Genomic DNA, 17503 nt, shown 5'->3' with positions numbered 1-17503 from the left:
ACCTGTTCGCCTTGACGAACGGGGACCCGTCTGTTCATTCTGGGAAACATGCGTTCGCTGCTCCGAACACCGATGATGGCACCCCTGGTGCGCGACAGCGCCCTCGTGTGGCTGGCGAGCGGGGTCGTCGGGGTCTCCTTCGGCGCGATCGCGGTGGCCGGCGGGCTGCCGCTCTGGGTGCCGGTGGCCATGTCGCTCGTCGTGTACGCCGGCTCGGCGCAGTTCAGCGCCGTCGGGCTGCTGCTCGCCGGGGGCGGGCCGCTCGCCGCGGTGGCCACCGGGCTGATCCTCAACACCCGTACCGCCGCCTTCAGCCTCGCCGTGGCGGACGTCCTCGGACCGGGCCGGTTCGCCCGGCTGGCCGGGGCGCATCTGGTCACCGACGAGACGGTGGCGTTCACGCTGGCCCAGCCGGATCCGGCCCGCCGCCGGGCCGCGTTCTGGGTGAACGGCCTCGGCCTGTTCGCCGCCTGGAACACCGGCGTCCTGGCCGGCGCCCTCGCCGGCACCGCCGTCGGCGACACGGCGACGTACGGACTCGACGCCGCGTTCCCCGCGGTGCTGGTGGCGCTGGTGCTGCCGGCGCTGCGCACGGACCGCTCCGTCCGCCGGGCCGCGCTGCTCGGCGCCGCGCTCGCCCTGGCCGTCACCCCGGCCGTCCCGGCGGGCGTGCCGGTGCTGCTGGCGCTCGCGGGTCTGGTGGTCCACGGCCGGAAGGGGAGTGCGGCATGACGTCCACGACGGCGACGGTCGCCGTGATCTCGGTGCTCGCCGTCGGGACGTACGCCTTCCGGCTGGTGGGCCCGGCACTGCACGGCCGGGTCACGCTGCCCGCGCGGATGCGGGAGCTGCTGGCGGCCGGGGCGGTGGTGCTGCTCGTGGCGCTGCTGGCCACGGGGGCGCTGACGGAGGGCGGCGGGTTCGCCGGCTGGGCGCGCCCGGCGGGCGTGCTGGTGGGCGGTGTCCTGGCGTGGCGGGGTGCGCCGTTCCCGGTCGTGGTGCTGGCGGCGGCGGGGGCGGCCGCGCTGCTGCGTGCGGCGGGACTGGCGTGAGCCGGGCCGCGTGGGAGGATCGCCGGATGACGAGCGGTGAGAACGGCGGCGGCCCGGAGCGGGACACGGGCCTGGCGACCGGTGTGTCCGTCGGCATCTCCCTGGGTCTGGCACTCGGCGTCGTGCTGGGCACGACGGTGTTCGACAACCTGGCGCTCGGGCTCGGCCTGGGCATGGGAGTGGGCGTGGCGGCGGGCGCGGCCCTGGGCGGCGCGCGCGGCGCCGGCCGGACCGGTGCGGACGGCAAGGGGCGGGAGCCCGAATAGAGCGCCCCGCCGGGCCGGTTGGCGCTAAGGTCGCGGCCCATGACCGACGCCGACCTCCTGACCGCCACCCGTGCCTTCTACGACGCCATCGCCGAGGACTACGCCGAGCTCTTCGAGGACGAGATGGCGCAGCGGCCCCTGGAGCGGGCCGTGCTGCGCGTGTTCGCCGACCTGGTGGACGGCGGCGGGCCGGTGGCCGACCTGGGCTGCGGGCCCGGCCGGACGACGGCCCGCCTCGCCGCGCTGGGCCTGGACGTGTTCGGCGTCGACCTGTCGGAGTCGATGCTCGCGATCGCCCGCCGGGAGAACCCCGGGCTGCGGTTCGAGCGGGGCTCGATGCTGGAGCTGGACCTGCCGGACGGGGCGCTGTCCGGTGCCGTGTCCTTCTACTCCTCCATCCACCTCCCGGAGGACCGGCTGCCGGCGCTCTTCGCCGAGTTCCACCGGGTGCTGGCGCCGGGGGCTCCCCTGCTGGTCGCCTTCCAGGCCGGGGACGAACACCGGCACCACGACCGGCCGTTCGGGCACCCGGTCGCGCTGACCTTCCTGCGCCGCCGCCCGGACGACATGGCCGCGCTGCTGACGCGGGCCGGTTTCGCCCCGCACTCCCGCACGGTCCGCGAGCCTGACCCCGCCCTCGGCGAGACGGTCCCGCAGGCCTTCCTGCTCGCCCGCAAGCACACCGCCTGAGAGGACGGGGCCCGTCCCGTCAGCCGAGGCCGATCGCGGCGCAGTCGGCCGCGTACTCGGGGGTGCAGATCTGGTCGACGGTGTAGACGCCGTCCCGTACGACCGTGGCCTCGATGTTCTTGCGGGTGACCGCGACCACCGTGAGCAGCGCCGCCGGGATGTCCTCGCGGGTGGGGCTGTCGACCACGTCCTGGGCCAGGGCGTCGAAGGCGACGCCACGGCCCTGCACCTTGTAGACGGCCATGCGGGCGGCGGTGGTCGCCTCCAGCTCGAACGGCTTGTACACCGTCATGTACTGCTCCCCGGCGACGATCCGCTGGATGGCGTCCAGGTTGGCGTCCTGCCCGGTCACCGGCGGCACCTGGCCGACCCCGGCCTCCTTGAGCGCGTCGATGGCGGCGCCCGCCATGCCGTCGTTGGCGGAGTAGACGGCGGCGATGCCGTTCACGCCGACGGCCGCGATGGCCTTGCGCATGTTGGCCTTGGCCACCTCGGGCGACCACTTGCGGGTGTCGTACTCCTTGACGATGTTCACGTCGCCCTTGAGCTCGGTGACCGCGCCCCGCTTGAAGCGGGCCGTGTTCGGGTCGGCGGGGTCGCCGTGCATCATGACGACCTTGCTGGTGAGGGCCTTGGAGCCGAGGCGCTGGACGAGGGCGCGGGCCTGCACCTCGCCGACGAGTTCGTTGTCGTGGGAGACGTAGGCGTCGACGGGGCCCTCGGCGAGGCGGTCGTAGGCGATGACCGGGATGCCGGCCTCCTTGGCGCGGCGCACGTCGGGCCCGATGGCCTTGGCGTCGACGGCGTCTACGAGGATCACGTCCACCCGGTCCTCGATCAGCTTCCGGAACTGGCGGCTCTGCTTCTCGGTGCTGGACGCGGCGTTGGCGTAGACGACCTTGCCCTTGCCGTGGGTGAGGGAAGCGACCTCCTTCTTGATCAGCGGGTGGTCGAACCGTTCGAACCGCGCGGTGGCCCTGTCGGGCAGGAGCAGTCCGACGGTGACGTCGTCGCCCTTGCTCGGCTCCTCGGAGCCGTCGGCGCCCGCGATGCCGTCGACGACACCGCAGGCGGCGAGGGACAGCGCCGCGGCGGCCGCGGCGGCGGCCGTACGGGCCCGGCGCAGGGCGGGGTGGTGGTGGGGGGTGCGAGCGTTCACTGCTGCCTTCCGAGCGGGGGGTGTGGGGGTCCGGATGGCCGGGGCCACCGCGGAGGGGGCGGGCGAGCGGTGGTGCGGGGCGGGCGGTGGTGCGGGGGTCAGCCCGCGTACAGGGCCTCCACGTCGGCCGCGAAGTCGCGCATGACCGCGTCCCGGCGGAGCTTCATCGACGGGGTGAGGTGCCCGTCCAGCTCGGTGAAGTCCACCGGCAGGACGGCGAAGCGGCGGATCGACTCGGGCCGGGACACCAGCTTGTTCGCCTCGTCCACGGCCCGCTGCAGGATGTGCCGCAGCTCCGGGTCGTCCAGGAGGAGTTCGGCGGGGACCGGGTGCCGGCCGTTCATCCGGCGCCAGTGGGTGACGCCGTCCATGTCGAGGGTGATCAGCGCGGCGACGTAGGGGCGGCGGTCGCCGACGACCAGGCACTGCGAGATCAGCGGGTGCGCGCGCAGCCAGTTCTCCAGGGGGGCCGGGGCGACGCTCTTGCCGCCCGCCGTGATGAGCAGTTCCTTCTTGCGGCCGGTGATCGTCAGATAGCCCTCGTCGTCGAGGGCGCCGATGTCGCCGGTGGCCAGCCAGCCGTCGGTGGCCGCCGGGACCACGCCGCCCGCCGCCGGGTCCCAGTAGCCGCGCAGCACGTGGTCGCCGGAGAGCAGGACCTCGCCGTCCGCCGCGATCCGCACCCGGGTGCCGGGCAGCGGCCAGCCGACCGTGCCGAGGCGGGGCTTGAGGGGCGGTGTCACGGTGGCCGCGCCGGTCGTCTCGGTGAGCCCGTAGCCCTCGTAGACCTCGATGCCGGCGCCCGCGTAGAACGCGGCGAGCCGGCGGCCCAGCGGGGAGCCGCCGCAGATCGCGTACTTCACCCGGCCGCCCATCGCGTTGCGCAGGCGCCGGTAGACGAGTGGGTCGTACATCGCGCGGCCCGCCTTCAGCGCGGTCCCCGGGCCCGGGCCGGTGCCGGACTGGCGGGCCTCCAGCGCCTCGCCGTAGCGCTCGGCGACCCCCGCGGCCCGGTCGAAGGTGGAGGCCCGGCCGCCCGACTCGGCCTTGGCGCGGGCGGAGTTGTAGATCTTCTCCAGCATGTACGGGATGGTCAGCAGGCAGGTCGGCCGGAACGCGGCGAGGTCCGGCAGCAGGTCCTCGGCCTTCAGGCTCGGCGCGTGGCCCAGCCGCACCCGGGCGCGCACACAGGCCACCTCGACCATCCGCCCGAACACGTGGGACAGGGGCAGGAAGAGCAGCACCGACGCCTCTTCGCTGGTCCGCGCCTTGAAGATCGGGTAGAGCAGTTCGACGGCGTTGTCGACCTCGGCGAAGAAGTTCCCGTGGGTCAGCGCGCAGCCCTTGGGCCGGCCGGTGGTGCCCGAGGTGTAGATGAGGGTGGCCAGGGTGTCGGGCACGAGCATGCCGCGCCGGACGGCCACCTCCCCGTCGGGCAGTTCCTCCCCGGCCTCCGCCAGCCGGTCCACGTGCCCCTTGTCCATCACCCACAGGCTGCGCAGGTCGGGGACGCGGTCCAGTTCGGGGCCGAGGGCGTTCGCCTGGGCGACGGTCTCGGTGATCAGGGCGACGGCGCCGGAGTCCTGGAGGATCCAGCGGGTCTGGAAGGCGGAGGAGGTGGGGTAGATGGGGACCACCACCAGTCCGGCGGCCCAGGCGGCGAAGTCGAGAAGCGTCCACTCGTAGCGGGTGCGGGCCATGACGGCGATGCGGTCGCCGGGCAGGAGGCCCTCGGCTATCAGCCCCTTCGCGACGGCCTGCACCTGTCCGGCGAACTCCGCCGCCGTCACGTCCGTCCACTTCCCGTCGGCGTCCCGGCGGCTGAGGACCACCGCGTCCGGTGCCGCGTCGGCGTTGTCGAAGGGCAGGTCGGCCAGCGAGCCGTGGGTGACGGGCGGGGCGAACGGCGGTACGTACGCCTCCCGTACGGCGCCGTTCAGCCGCCGGGTCTCCGGGCGCACCAGGACCGGGCCCGGTGCGTCGTCGAAGGCGGCCGAAGGGGCGAAGGAGGGAAGCGGGGTGGACACGGGGCGGCTCCTGCGGGCGTGCAGCGGGAAAACGCTTGCTGCATGAGGTACGTGCCTCGCGCACCGTGGTGTTCACCTGCCGAGGCCTGCGGAAACGGGTTACCGCTGGTTAGGCCGCGATCGTACGGCGCGGGCGTGGGGACGTTGTGCGGGTTCGGCGGCGGTCCGGGGACGGGTATGTGCAACCTCGCGGGTTATGTGAGGGGTCCTCAGCTTCGCTCCAGGACCGCCGTCACGCCCTGCCCGCCCGCGGCGCACACCGAGATCAGCCCCCGGCCCGGACCGCCGCGCTCGGCGAGCAGCGCGGCCAGCGTGGCCACGATCCGCGCGCCGGTGGCCGCGAAGGGGTGACCGGTGGCCAGGGACGAGCCGGCGACGTTCAGCCGGGCGCGGTCCACCGGGTCCAGGCCCCGCTTCTCCCACGCCGCGAGCGTGGCCAGGACCTGGGAGGCGAACGCCTCGTGCACCTCGACGAGGTCGAAGTCACCGAGGCCGAGTCCGGCCCGCTCCAGCATGCGCGGGACGGCGTACGCCGGTGCCATGAGCAGTCCGTCCTCGCCGTCCGCCACGTCGCCGTGCGGGAAGTCCACGGCGGCCGTCTCGTAGGCGGTGAGGTACGCCAGCGGCTCCAGGCCCCGGGCGGCGGCCCACTCCTCGCTCGCGAGCAGCACGACGGCGGCCCCGTCGGTCAGCGGTGTCGAGTTGCCCGCCGTCATCGTGGGGCCGGGCGCGTCCAGGCCGAACACCGGCTTCAGCGCGGCGAGTTTCTCCGGCGTGGAGCCGGGGCGCAGGTTCTGGTCGCGGTCGAGCCCCCGGAAGGGCACGACCAGGTCCTGGAAGAAGCCGCGCTCGTAGGCGGCGGCCAGCCGCTGGTGGCTCGTCGCCGCCAGCTCGTCCTGGGCCTCGCGGGTGATGCCCCAGGCGCGGGCGGTGACGGCGGCGTGCTCGCCCATGGACAGGCCGGTACGGGGCTCGGCGTTGCGCGGGATGTCGGGGACGAGGTGGGCGGGCCGCACCTGGGCCAGCGCCTTGAGCCGGCCACCGAGGGACCGGGCCCGGCGGGCCTCCAGGAGGATGCGGCGCAGCCGGTCGTTGACGCCGAGGGGCGCGTCGCTCGCCGTGTCGGCGCCGCCCGCGACGGCGGCCTCGGTCTGCCCGAGCGCGATCTTGTTGGCGGCGGCGACGACGGCCTGGAGGCCGGTGCCGCACGCCTGCTGGATGTCGTAGGCGGGGGTGCGCGGGTCGAGCCGTGAGCCGAGGACGGTCTCGCGGGCGAGGTTGAAGTCGCGGCTGTGCTTGAGGACGGCCCCGGCGACGAACTCGCCGACCGCCCCCGGCGCTTCGAGGCCGTACCGCTCGACCAGGCCGTCCAGTGCGGCGGTGAGCATGTCCTGGTTGGAGGCGGTGGCGTAGGGGCCGTCGGAGCGGGCGAAGGGGATGCGCGTGCCGCCGATGATCGCGACGCGCCGGACCGCCGGGGCCAACAGGGCGCTCATGTGCCTCACTCCTCACGTCCACGGTGACTTACCTCCGGTAACCTTACTCCTGAGTCAGTTCCGGAGCGCACCTGGGAGTCCCGCATGGCCGACCGCTATCTGAGCTTCACGGGGACCGCCCCCGGCCGGTTCCTCACCCGCCGTCTGGGGCTTCCCCAGCCCGCCCCGCTGCGCCGCTGGTCGCCCGAGCGGCCCGAACTCGACGGCGAACGGCTCCTCCTGACGGCCGGGAAGTCCGAACTGGACCTCGCGGCGGCGGACCTCGGCCTCACCACCGCGCCCGCCGAGCACCCCGCCGCCGTCGTGCTCGACGCCACGGGGGTCCGGGACGTCGAGACGCTGGCCGAGGTGCACGCGGCCCTGCACCCCATGGTGCGGTCGGTCGCGGCGAGCGGGCGGATCGTCGTCCTGGGCGCGCCCCTCGACCCCGCCGACCACCACCAGGCCGCCGCCCAGCAGGCCCTGGAGGGCTTCACCCGCTCCCTCGGCAAGGAGATCGGCCGGGGCAGGACGGTCAACCTGGTCCGGCTCACCGACGCCCGCGCCGCCGCGTCCACCCTCGGTTTCCTCCTCTCCCCCAAGTCGGCCTACGTCAGCGGCCAGGTCGTCGAGGTCGGCCCGCAGGAGGTCACCCCGCCCGAGGACCCCGGCAGCCCCCTCTCCGGACGCACCGCCCTGGTCACCGGCGCCGCCCGCGGCATCGGCGAGGCGGTCGCCGAGACCCTGGCCAGGGACGGCGCCCGGGTCGTCGTCCTCGACGTGCCGCAGGCCGAGCAGGACGCCCGGCGGGTGGCCGACCGGCTCGGCGGCACCGCTCTCGCCCTGGACATCACCGCGCCCGACGCCGGGGAGCGGATCGCGGCGGCGCTGCCGGACGGGCTGGACGTCCTCGTCCACAACGCGGGCATCACCCGCGACCGGCGCCTGGTCAACATGCCCGCCGAACGCTGGAACGCCGTACTCGATGTCAACCTCGCGAGCGTGCTGCGCACCACGGACGCGCTGCTCGCGGCCGGCGCCCTGCGGACCGGCGGGCGGATCGTGGCGACCGCGTCGATCGCCGGGCTCGCCGGGAACGCCGGGCAGACCAACTACGGCGCGAGCAAGGCCGGTGTCGCGGGGCTCGTGCGCGCCCTCGCGCCGCGCGCGCTCGACGCGCACGGGGTGACCGTGAACGCGGTCGCTCCCGGCTTCATCGAGACGAAGATGACGGCCGCGGTCCCCCTGTTCATCCGGGAGGCGGGCCGGCGCATGAACTCCCTCGCGCAGGGCGGCCTGCCGTCCGACGTCGCCGAGACGACCGCCTGGCTCGCGCACCCCGCGTCGGGCGCCGTCAACGGCCAGGTCGTGCGGGTGTGCGGCCAGAGCCTGCTGGGGGCGTGATGACGACCGTCCTGACCGGCGCGCCCCGGCTGCCCGCCCTGCTCGCCCGGGGCGCGGTGCTCTCCCCGTTCAAACGGCCCCGCCCCGGCGCGGAGTTCCCCCGGACCCGGCTCGTGCTGCCCGGCGTCCGCGTCGACCCGGCACGCCTCGCGGCGTACGAGCGGGTGTGCGGCTTCCCGGCGGAGGGCGGCACGCTGCCCGTCACCTACCCGCATCTGCTCGGCTTCCCGCTGGCCATGCGGCTGATGAGCGCGCGGGAGTTCCCGCTGCCCCTGCTCGGACTCGTCCACACGTCCATCGAGGTCACCCGGCACACCGCGCTGCCCGCGTCCGGCACGTACGAGGTCGGCGTGCGCGTCGACCGGCTGGTGCCGCACCGCCGGGGCACCGAGGCGGTCGTGGTCACCGAGGTCCGGACCGGCGACCGCCTCGTGTGGGAGTCCGCCAGCCACTACCTGGCCCGCCACCGCACGGACGGCACGGCACCCTCGGCGCCGGCCGGGGACCCGGAGCCGCTGCCCGAGGTCGCCGAATGGACGGTCCCCTCGGACACCGGACGGCGCTACGGCGCGGCCTCCGGGGACCGCAACCCCATCCATCTGCACCCGCTCACCGCCCGGCTGTTCGGCTTCCCGCGCGCCATCGCGCACGGCATGTGGACGGTCGCCCGCTGTCTGGCCGAGCACGGCACACCGGACGCGGTCCGGGTGCGGGCCGGCTTCCGGGCGCCGGTGCTGCTGCCGGCGACCGTGACGTACGGCGCCGGGGACGGGCGGTTCGAACTGCGCGGCGGGAACCGCCTCCACCTGACCGGGGAGGTCTATCCGCTCAGCTCCTGAGCGGCGTCGGGCGGCGTCCAGCGCCGGCCCTCCCTGAGGTCGCCCAGGCCGGCCCACGCGAAGTTCATCAGCGTGGCCGCCGCCTGACGCGCGCTCACGCCCGGAGTCGTGTTGGCCCAGTCGGCCAGCGACTCGGCGGCCCCGACCAGGGCCTCGGCGACCCCGGCGACCTCGCTCTCCGGGAAATCGGGGTCGCGGTGCGCCTCGCGGGCCGCGACCAGGATCAGCTGCGTGACGAACGCGACGATGTCCGCGCGCATCGCGGCGACCTCGGAGGCGAACGGCTCGCCGTGGGTGCGGGCCTGGAGGTGCAGCACGGACCAGGCGTCCGGGTAGTGCGAGGTGTGGGTGAAGAACGCCCGCAGTCCGTCCCAGAGCTGCCGGTCGGCGGGCAGGTCCGGCCGGACGCCGGACCGGATGGCCGCCACGAGCGCGGCGGACTCCCGCCGGATGCAAGCGGTGAAGAGGTCTTCCTTGGAGTTCAGGTAGAGGTACACCAACGGCTTCGAGACACCCGCCAGTTCGGCGACCTCGTCCATCGACGCGGCCATGTACCCGCGCCGGCCGAAGGTCCGCACGGCGGCGTCCAGCATCTGCTGCTCACGGACGGCCCGCGGCATCCGTTTGGTCTTCACGGCACCCATGGCGCTCAGCGTACGGGCCGGGAGGGAGATCCCGCCCGGCCCGTCGCCAACCCGCCGTCCTACGCGCCGTCTCCGTCCCGCTCCTCGGCGAGCCGGGCCACCCGGTCCGCCCAGGGCTGGGCCTCGACGGCCGGCAGCGCCGTCAGCCGCGGCAGCAGCTGCGCGGTGAGCAGCGTGGACAGGGCCGAGGTGTCGGCGCTGGAGCCGTCGGTGCGCACGACCACCGGCTGCGGGGCCCGCCCGGCGAGCTTGGCGCCCACCTCCAGGCGGCGCCGCGCCAGTTCGTACTGGAGCACGGCCCGGTTGTCCCGGTACGCCTTGGCGAGGGCGCGCTGGGCGCGTGCCTCGTTCTCGGCGGCGATCAGGCCGCTGCGGCCCCGCGTCTCGATCTCGAACCGCACCCGCTGGGCGTTGGTCTCCTGCTCCTCCAGCAGCTGGGCGACCTCCTCGCGGGCCCGGTTCAGCGCGGCCTTCACCTCGACGATCCGGGCGTCGCGCACCTTCTTGGCGCGCTCGATGTCCATGCCGAGCTGGTCGATGCGGCGCTTGCGGACCAGGCCCCACTCCTGCTCGTAGGCCGTGCGCTCCTTGGCGACCCGCTCCCGGGTGGCCAGGTGCTGCTGGTACTGCGTCGGCAGCTGCACGTCCGGGATGTTGGAGCCGGTGATGCGCACGCCGTAGCCGGACAGCTGCCGGTTGAGCAGCTCCTGCATGTCGGCCACGTCCGAGCCGCGCAGGTCGTACGCCCGCTCGGTGCGCATCTTGCGGGCGCGCTGGCGGATGGCGTCCTGCACGGCGCTGGAGAGCACCAGGTCGAAGTTGCCGGCGCCGATCGTGCGGACGAACAGCACGGCGTCGGTGATGCGGAACTTCAGGAAGAACTCGATCGAGCGCAGCGGCACGTTCTCCTGCGTCGGGCAGGCCATCACCGGGGCCGAGTACGGGATCTCGGTGGCGGTGTCCACGACGAAGTCGACCCGGGACCACGGGTGCCACAGGTAGTGCCGGCCGGCGTCGAGGGTGCGGACCACGGCGCCGTAGCGGGTCAGGACGCCGTTGGTGCCCTGCTCGATCTCGACGATGGAGGAACGCCACCACCACAGGGCGCCGATCAGCACCAGCACGGCGCCACCGGCGTAGGACAGTCCGGCCAGGGTGCCGTAGGCGAAGTCCCCGGCGGACGACTCGGCGTCGGCGGCGTGCAGGGACAGGGTCACGCCCATGAGCAGGGCGTAGACGCCGAGCCACAGCGGCAGCATCCACCACACCCGGCGGCGGTGCCGCGGGATGATGACGGGGATCAGGGTGTCGGCCTCGCCGCCGCGCAGCAGCCGGGCGATGTCGGTCCAGGGGGCGACGGCCTCGGAGATGACCGACCGGCGGTGGGTTCGGGCGGTGCTCACTGGGCGGCCTCCTCGGAGAGCTCGATGTCGTCGGTCGCCGCGCCCGGCCCGGGTACGTCGGGCACTTCGGGCACGGTGGGCCGGTCGGCGGCGAGCAGCGCGCCGATCTCCTCCTCGCGGGCGGCGATCCGCTCGGACACCTCGCCGAGCCGGGCCCGGACGGCGGCCATGTCGGCGTCGCTGAACAGCTCCGTGCCGCGTTCGCCGACCAGTTCGCGGGCCAGCTCCAGGAAGTCGATGCCGGCGCCGTCGGAGGTGCCGCCGATGCGGACCAGGCGGGGCAGGTGGTCGGCGACCTCCTCCAGGGTGTCCAGCACCTGCTGCTGGTAGCGGTACTCCAGGATCTCCGGCGCCTCCGCGGCGGTCACCGCGCGGATGTCGAGGGCCTGCGCCTCCAGGAGGGCCGCGTTGGCCTTCGCCTCCGACTCGGCCTGGACGTAGCGCTGGCGGGCCAGGGCCTCGGCGCGGTTGGTCTCGCGTTCCACGGCCGTGTCCATCTGCGCCTGGTACTGGGCGATGTCGGCCTGGATCGCGGACAGCGTCTCCTGGCTGGAGGCGAGCTCCCGGCTCAGGTCGCCCTCGTCCTGCTCCTTGCGCAGCTGGAGCGCGTACTCGTGCGTGTACGCCTCCTTGGCCATGCGGACCATCTCGGGTGCCGCGAGGTCCATGCGGTAGCGCTGGTCGGACGGCTCGGCGTGGGTGATGTTGGCGTTGGTCAGCTCGACGGCCGGACGGAACTGCTGGTTGAGCTGCTCCAGGAGCCGGCCGGTGTCCTCGCCGACCATGTCGTAGATGCCGGCGGCCTCCTGCTCGTAGATGAGGCTGCGGATCGTCTCGCTGACGGCGTTGCTCAGCTTCTCCTCGAAGCCGCGCACCGCGCCGAGCGTGTACACGAACTCGGTGGGGTCGCTGATCCGGAACTGGATGAACAGGTCGATCGACGCCTTCACCCCGCCCCGGGTCGGGGCCTCGCGCACCGGCGCGTTGAACGGGTACTCACGGGTGGTGTTGACGATGTACGACACCCGCTTCCAGGGGCTCAGCAGCACGACCCGGCCCGGTCCGACGACCTTCTCCAGCTTGCCGAACCGGGTGATCAGCGCCTGGGAGCCGTCGGGCACCATGACCATGCCCTGCCGCCACCACACGAAGGCGACCGCGGCGAGCGAGACGACCCAGTAGTGCACGCCGAACAGGGGGTTGGTCAGCACGTCGGCCCCGGCGGCGCCCACGACCGAGGCGCCCACGGCACCCAGGACGAGCAGGCTCAGCACCGGCAGCATGGAGAGGAACGAACGGCCCTTCGGCAGCACCATCGGGCAGATGGCGTGCACCACCTCGCCGCCCTGGCGCTCCTGTTCGCTGCGGCCGAGGGCCTCGCCGGCCTCGTCCAGCGGCACCGTCTTCTGCCGCATGACCGTCGCGGTCGAACCGCCCTGCTCGCGGGCCGCGGGGAAGTCCTCCGGGTCGATGTTCCAGCCCTGGGCCTCGTACTCGCCGCCGCCGCCACCGTCCTGCCGGGCTCCCCGGCCGCCTGCCTGCCTGCGCAGTTCCTCCTGCGCGGCCCTGCGTGGATCGGTGCCCGAGGCGACCGCCTCGGCCACCCGTCGTGCGCCCGCTTTCGCGCGCCCTCGTGCCACAGTTCCCCCTTCGCGTTGCGTGTACCGGGCACGTGTCGCCGCCCGGCGTGAGACCGGTGTGATCCCTGGTGTGATTCAAGCCATCCCACACCATGGGTCCGGACCAGCGTAAGAGGGGGGACCAGGGTCCTACCGGACGGTCATGCCGCGCTCGGGGCCACGCGCGCGGGCTCAGCCCTGTGCGCGGGCGGCGTCGTCGACCTCGTCCTCCTGGCTGCGGTTCGCCTCCAGGTTGGACTTCATCCGGTCGACGCGCCGCACGATCCCGGCCGAGGCGCGGTCGCGTTCCTTGCGCAGGACGACGAAGCTGATCGGGGCCGAGAGCAGCAGGGCGAGCAGGATCATCCAGACGCCGTTGGAGGCGCCGAAGCCGCGCGGGACGATGCCGCTGTAGACGAGGCCCCAGACGACCACGAAGCAGCCCACGAAGACCCCGAGGCGCATCAGTGTGTAGCGGAGCATCTCAATCCACTCTTCCGGTCTACGGCTACGGACATTCCCAATCGCACCGTCCAGTGAAGCATGTCCGGGTCCCGATCTTGCAGGGGGCCCTCAGCCGAGCGGCAGCAGCATGATGATGTCGTCGCGGTCGTCGCCGGGCGCGACGCGGATCGCGCCGGGGACGCGGCCGACCTCCTTGTAGCCGCAGGAGGCGTAGAACCGCTCCAGGCCGAGGCCGCCCCGGCAGGTGAGCCGGATCGCCTCGATGCCGTCGAGACCGCGGGCGGCGTCCTCGGCGGCGGCGAGCAGGTCGCGGCCGTAGCCCTTGCCCTGGTGGCGGGGGTGCACCATCACCGTGTAGAGCCACAGCCAGTGCTTCATCAGCCGGTGCGTGTTGTGGGTGAGGAAGGCGGCCGCGGCGATCCGTCCGTCCTCGTCGTGCCCGACGAGCAGCCGGGTACGGCCCTCCGCCATCGCGACCAGGTGCTTGACCAGCTCCGGCCGTACCACCTCGGTCGTCACCGGCGGTACGAACCCGACGGAGCCGCCCGCGTTGGAGACGTCGGTCCACAGGTCGAGGATGCCGTCGCGCAGGTCGGGGGTGACGGCGGGATCCAGGGTGAAAGTAAGGGACACCCCAGCATCGTAACCATTACTCCAGTATGCGCGCCGCCACTTTCAGATCGGACAGGAACCCGTCGTAGGCCGACTCGCGATCGTCCGCGCGCAGCACGGCCGAGGGGTGGACGGTGGGCACCAGCCGCTCCCTGCGCCCGTGGATCTCCTCCTCCAGCACCGTCCCGCGCACCCGCGTGACCCGGAACGAGGAGCCGAGCAGCGCCTTTCCGGCGGTGGCGCCGAGGACCACGATCAGCTCCGGCTCCACGACGGCCAGTTCGGCGGCGAGCCACGGCCCGCACGCCGTCATCTCCCGCAGTGCCGGCGCCTTGTGGATACGGCGCTTGCGGGGCTCGGCCCGCGTGAACTTGAAGTGCTTCACGGCGTTGGTGACGTACGCCCGGTCCGGGTCGATCCCGGCCTCGGCGAGCGCCCGGTCGAGCAGCTTCCCGGCGGGCCCCACGAAGGGCTTGCCCTGCCGGTCCTCCTGGTCCCCGGGCTGCTCACCGACGAGCATCACGCGCGCGTGGGCGTCACCCGCGCCGAACACCGTCTGCGTGGCGTCCCGGTGCAGGGGGCAGCCCCGGCACTCCGCGGCGGCCCGCCGAAGGGCGGGCAGCCCACCCCGCTCGGGAACGAAGGGCTCGGCGGTGAAGCCCTCCTCGGGTGCCTTCGCAGCCATACGGCCACGAGTACCCCCTCAGGGGCGACCGATCAGAGCCGCATCGGCTGCGGGGACTCCCGGCGCAGCGGGTCCGGGCCGTCGTACTCGCGGATGATCTCGTAGCGCGTGTTGCGCTCCACCGGGCGGAAGCCGGCGTCCCGGATCAGGTCCAGCAGATCGTCGCGGGTCAGCTTGTTCGGCGTGCCGAAGTTGTCCGCGTCGTGGGTGATCTTGTACTCGACGACCGAGCCGTCCATGTCGTCGGCCCCGTGCTGGAGGGCCAGCTGGGCGGTCTGCACGCCGTGCATCACCCAGAAGACCTTCACGTGCGGGACGTTGTCGAACAGCAGCCGGGAGACCGCGAAGGTCTTCAGCGCCTCGGCGCCGGTCGCCATCTGCGTGCGGGCCTGGAGGCGGTTGCGGACCTTGCCGTCCTTCACGTCCACGAAGTCGTGCTGGTAGCGCAGCGGGATGAAGACCTGGAACCCGCCGGTCTCGTCCTGGAGTTCACGGAGCCTCAGGACGTGGTCGACGCGGTGGCGGGGCTCCTCGATGTGCCCGTACAGCATGGTGCACGGGGTCTTCAGACCCTTCTCGTGCGCCAGGCGGTGGATACGGGACCAGTCCTCCCAGTGGGTCCGGTGGTCCACGATGTGCTGCCGGACCTCCCAGTCGAAGATCTCCGCGCCGCCGCCGGTCAGGGACTCCAGACCGGCGTCGATCAGCTCGTCGAGGATCTCGGAGGCGGACAGCCCGGAGATCGTCTCGAAGTGGTGGATCTCCGTCGCCGTGAACGCCTTCAGCGACACGTCCGGCAGCGCCGCCTTCAGCTCCCGCAGCGAGCGCGGGTAGTAGCGCCACGGCAGGTTCGGGTGCAGGCCGTTGACGATGTGCAGCTCGGTGAGGTTCTCGCCCTCCATCGCCTTGGCGAGCTTGACCGCCTCCTCGATGCGCATCGTGTACGCGTCCTTCTCCCCCGGCTTGCGCTGGAAGGAGCAGTACGCGCACGAGGCCGTGCAGACGTTCGTCATGTTGAGGTGCCGGTTGACGTTGAAATGCACGACGTCGCCGTTCTTGCGGGTGCGCACCTCGTGCGCGAGGCCGCCCAGCCACGCCAGGTCGTCCGACTCGTACAGCGCGATGCCGTCCTCGCGGGACAGCCGCTCACCGGAGCGGACCTTCTCCTCCAGCTCGCGCTTGAGCCCGACGTCCATGCCAACACCTTTCCACGAAGCTCGCCCCCACGTTACGCCTGCGCCCTCAGACCTCTTCGGGCAGCTCTCCGACCCGGTTCTCCCACTTGGTGGAGAGCACGATGGTGGTACGGGTCCGGGAGACGCCCTCCGTCGCGCTGAGCCGCCGGATGATCTTCTCCAGGCCGTCCACGTCGGTGGCCCGCACCTTGAGCATGTACGAGTCCTCGCCGGCGATGAACCAGCAGTCCTCGATCTCGGAGAGGTCCTTGAGCCGCCCCGCCACGTCCTCGTGGTCGGTGGCGTCCGTCAGCGAGATGCCGATGAGCGCGGTGACGCCGAGCCCCAGCGAGGAGGCGTCGACGGTGGCCCGGTAGCCGGTGATGACACCGGCCGCCTCCAGTCGGTTGATGCGGTCGGTGACGCTGGGCCCCGACAGTCCGACGAGGCGCCCCAGCTCCGCGTAGGAGGCCCGCCCGTTCTCCCTCAGGGCCTGGATGAGCTGCCTGTCCACCGCGTCCATGCGATTCGAAGCCTTCCGCTGAAGAGGTCTGACGTGATTGCTGCCGTGCTGCTGCCTGAGGTGCTGAGCCCGCTCAGGCGGGGCGGGCGCCACCGCCGAGTTCGCCCTTCCAGCGGCGGTAGAGACGGTGCTCCACCCCCGCCGCGTCGAGGACGCGTCCGGCCACGAAGTCCACCAGGTCCTGGATGTGCGTGGCCCCGGCGTAGAAGGCGGGCGAGGCGGGCACGACGACCGCGCCCGCGTCGTCGAGGGTGACGAGATGCCGCAGCGTCTGCCCGTTCAAGGGGGTCTCCCGGACGGCGACGACGAGCCGGCGGCTCTCCTTCAGGGTGACGCTCGCGGCCCGCTGGAGCAGGTCCTTGGAGAGCCCGAGCGCGACACCGGCCACACAGGCCGTCGAGGCGGGCACGACGAGCATGCCCTTCGCCGGGTACGACCCGGAGGACGGGCCCGCCGCCAGGTCCCCCGCCGGCCAGTACCGCACGTCGGTGAGGTCCGTCTCGAAGGCGCCGGGCTTGCCGTCGGCGCCACGCGCGAGCCATTCGCGCAGGTCGTCGCGCCAGTGGGCGTCCCGGAAGGAGATCCCGGTCTCGTCGAGCAGGGTGAGCCGCGAGGCCCGGCTGACCACCAGGTCGACGCTCTCCCCCGCGTCGAGGAGCGCCCGCAGCACCGCGGCGGCGTATGGGGTGCCGGAAGCGCCGGACACCCCTACGATCCAAGGCGTTCGGGCCGTCTCTCCTGGCTTGGCTGGGTTCACGACACCGAGCCTATCCGGCGGCACGGGGTGGGAACCGACCAAGGGGGCCCAGGCGTTCCTGTTCGGGGACGAGTCGGACGGTGGGGTCGCCATGACGGGTGTGCGGGACGCGGTGCGCGCGGGGTCGCGCGGGGAGCGTGTGCTGACGGCGGCCAAGCTGATGCTGGGCTGGGTGGCGCTCCTGTGGCTGCTGGAGTTCGTCGACGTACTGAGCGGACACGCGCTGGACGGCTTCGGGATCGTCCCGCGGACCCCGTCCGAGCTGGTCGACGTCGTCCCGGCGGCGTTCGTGCACTTCGGCTTCGCCCATGTCGCGGCGAACACCGCGCCGCTGCTGGTCCTGGGCTTCCTCGCCGCGCTCGGCGGCATCCGCCGGTTCGTCGCGGTGTGCGCGCTGGTCGTCGTCGCCGACGGGCTGGGCGTATGGCTGATATCGCCGTCCGGCACCAATACGGCGGGCGCCTCCGGCCTGATCTTCGGCCTCTTCGGCTTCCTGCTGGTCACCGGCTTCGTGGAGCGCCGCCCGCTCGGCGTGCTCGTCGGCGTGCTGGTGGCCGCCGTGTGGGGCGGCTCCATGCTGGCGGGCCTGGCCCCGACCCAGTCCGGTGTGAGCTGGCAGGGGCATCTGGTGGGGCTGGTGGCCGGTGTGACGGCGGCGTTCGTGCTGCGCCGCCGGGACACCGGCCCCCGTGAGCTGCCGGTCTGATC

At 73.3% G+C, this 17503-nt stretch carries 19 protein-coding genes; 7 read left to right on the top strand and 12 right to left on the bottom strand.

The genetic code is table 11. From position 1 onward, the window contains the following. The first annotated feature begins 48 nt into the window (after positions 1 to 48). Genes F8R89_RS20475 through F8R89_RS20460 form a run of 4 tightly spaced genes read left to right on the top strand, consistent with a single transcriptional unit; the run spans position 49 to position 2008 of the window. Entirely contained in the window at positions 49 to 732 is a 684-nt protein-coding gene (locus F8R89_RS20475; RefSeq protein ID WP_151785327.1) for an AzlC family ABC transporter permease, read from the top strand. Next, complete coding sequence (locus F8R89_RS20470) at positions 729 to 1052, top strand: AzlD domain-containing protein (protein WP_151785326.1); 324 nt, start codon at positions 729 to 731, stop codon at positions 1050 to 1052. The genes F8R89_RS20475 and F8R89_RS20470 overlap by 4 nt, the downstream gene beginning before the upstream one ends. A gap of 26 nt (positions 1053 to 1078) precedes the next feature. Further along, on the top strand, positions 1079 to 1318 hold the full coding sequence (locus F8R89_RS20465) for a hypothetical protein (protein WP_151785325.1): 240 nt from the start codon (positions 1079 to 1081) through the stop codon (positions 1316 to 1318). A 39-nt stretch (positions 1319 to 1357) separates the two neighbouring features. Beyond that, complete coding sequence (locus F8R89_RS20460; protein ID WP_151785324.1) at positions 1358 to 2008, top strand: class I SAM-dependent methyltransferase; 651 nt, start codon at positions 1358 to 1360, stop codon at positions 2006 to 2008. A gap of 19 nt (positions 2009 to 2027) precedes the next feature. On the opposite strand, the gene F8R89_RS20455 is transcribed toward F8R89_RS20460, so the two are convergent. The 3 genes from F8R89_RS20455 to F8R89_RS20445 all read right to left on the bottom strand — a co-directional run bounded on the left by F8R89_RS20455 (position 2028) and on the right by F8R89_RS20445 (position 6690). Next, complete coding sequence (locus F8R89_RS20455; RefSeq protein WP_151785323.1) at positions 2028 to 3167, bottom strand: sugar ABC transporter substrate-binding protein; 1140 nt, start codon at positions 3165 to 3167, stop codon at positions 2028 to 2030. Between the two features lie 98 nt (positions 3168 to 3265). Continuing rightward, the gene (locus F8R89_RS20450) at positions 3266 to 5194 is read right to left on the bottom strand and encodes an AMP-dependent synthetase/ligase (protein WP_151785322.1); all 1929 of its coding nucleotides are present in this window, start codon (positions 5192 to 5194) and stop codon (positions 3266 to 3268) included. A gap of 209 nt (positions 5195 to 5403) precedes the next feature. Further along, positions 5404 to 6690, bottom strand: a complete 1287-nt coding sequence (locus tag F8R89_RS20445) for an acetyl-CoA C-acetyltransferase (RefSeq protein WP_151785321.1) — start codon at positions 6688 to 6690, stop codon at positions 5404 to 5406. 84 nt (positions 6691 to 6774) lie between these two features. On the opposite strand from F8R89_RS20445, the gene F8R89_RS20440 reads away from it, so the two are divergent. Then, positions 6775 to 8073, top strand: a complete 1299-nt coding sequence (locus F8R89_RS20440; protein ID WP_151785320.1) for a 3-oxoacyl-ACP reductase — start codon at positions 6775 to 6777, stop codon at positions 8071 to 8073. Continuing rightward, a complete protein-coding gene (locus tag F8R89_RS20435; protein WP_151785319.1) occupies positions 8073 to 8912 on the top strand; it encodes a MaoC family dehydratase in 840 nt (279 codons plus the stop codon). Before F8R89_RS20440 ends, F8R89_RS20435 begins: the two co-directional genes overlap by 1 nt. On the opposite strand, the gene F8R89_RS20430 is transcribed toward F8R89_RS20435, so the two are convergent. The 9 genes from F8R89_RS20430 to F8R89_RS20390 all read right to left on the bottom strand — a co-directional run bounded on the left by F8R89_RS20430 (position 8894) and on the right by F8R89_RS20390 (position 16795). Next, positions 8894 to 9556 carry a TetR/AcrR family transcriptional regulator gene (locus tag F8R89_RS20430; RefSeq protein WP_151785318.1) on the bottom strand — a complete coding sequence of 221 codons (663 nt, stop codon included), beginning with the start codon at positions 9554 to 9556 and terminating at the stop codon, positions 8894 to 8896. The two genes, F8R89_RS20435 and F8R89_RS20430, sit on opposite strands and share 19 nt — an antisense overlap. A gap of 59 nt (positions 9557 to 9615) precedes the next feature. Continuing rightward, a complete protein-coding gene (locus tag F8R89_RS20425; protein ID WP_151785317.1) occupies positions 9616 to 10959 on the bottom strand; it encodes an SPFH domain-containing protein in 1344 nt (447 codons plus the stop codon). Continuing rightward, positions 10956 to 12599 carry an SPFH domain-containing protein gene (locus F8R89_RS20420; RefSeq protein WP_151785316.1) on the bottom strand — a complete coding sequence of 548 codons (1644 nt, stop codon included), beginning with the start codon at positions 12597 to 12599 and terminating at the stop codon, positions 10956 to 10958. Before F8R89_RS20420 ends, F8R89_RS20425 begins: the two co-directional genes overlap by 4 nt. 171 nt (positions 12600 to 12770) lie before the next feature. Further along, the gene (locus F8R89_RS20415) at positions 12771 to 13061 is read right to left on the bottom strand and encodes a DUF4229 domain-containing protein (protein ID WP_151785315.1); all 291 of its coding nucleotides are present in this window, start codon (positions 13059 to 13061) and stop codon (positions 12771 to 12773) included. A gap of 90 nt (positions 13062 to 13151) precedes the next feature. Further along, complete coding sequence (locus F8R89_RS20410) at positions 13152 to 13676, bottom strand: GNAT family N-acetyltransferase (protein WP_151785314.1); 525 nt, start codon at positions 13674 to 13676, stop codon at positions 13152 to 13154. Between the two features lie 16 nt (positions 13677 to 13692). After that, positions 13693 to 14340, bottom strand: a complete 648-nt coding sequence (locus tag F8R89_RS20405) for a UdgX family uracil-DNA binding protein (RefSeq protein WP_151785313.1) — start codon at positions 14338 to 14340, stop codon at positions 13693 to 13695. A 32-nt stretch (positions 14341 to 14372) separates the two neighbouring features. Then, complete coding sequence (gene mqnE, locus F8R89_RS20400; protein ID WP_086872510.1) at positions 14373 to 15536, bottom strand: aminofutalosine synthase MqnE; 1164 nt, start codon at positions 15534 to 15536, stop codon at positions 14373 to 14375. Positions 15537 to 15582: 46 nt separating this feature from the next. After that, positions 15583 to 16038, bottom strand: a complete 456-nt coding sequence (locus tag F8R89_RS20395; protein ID WP_151785312.1) for an Lrp/AsnC family transcriptional regulator — start codon at positions 16036 to 16038, stop codon at positions 15583 to 15585. A gap of 73 nt (positions 16039 to 16111) precedes the next feature. Then, positions 16112 to 16795, bottom strand: a complete 684-nt coding sequence (locus tag F8R89_RS20390; RefSeq protein ID WP_151785311.1) for a UbiX family flavin prenyltransferase — start codon at positions 16793 to 16795, stop codon at positions 16112 to 16114. 91 nt (positions 16796 to 16886) lie between these two features. On the opposite strand from F8R89_RS20390, the gene F8R89_RS20385 reads away from it, so the two are divergent. Further along, positions 16887 to 17501: a rhomboid family intramembrane serine protease gene (locus tag F8R89_RS20385; protein ID WP_151785310.1), complete on the top strand. Its 615-nt coding sequence runs from the start codon at positions 16887 to 16889 to the stop codon at positions 17499 to 17501. Positions 17502 to 17503: the final 2 nt, after the last annotated feature.

This window comes from Streptomyces sp. SS1-1 (assembly GCF_008973465.1).
Lineage (GTDB): Bacteria > Actinomycetota > Actinomycetes > Streptomycetales > Streptomycetaceae > Streptomyces.
The sequence above is the reverse complement of the archived record's forward strand: the minus strand, read 5'-3'. Positions and strand labels throughout refer to the sequence as shown.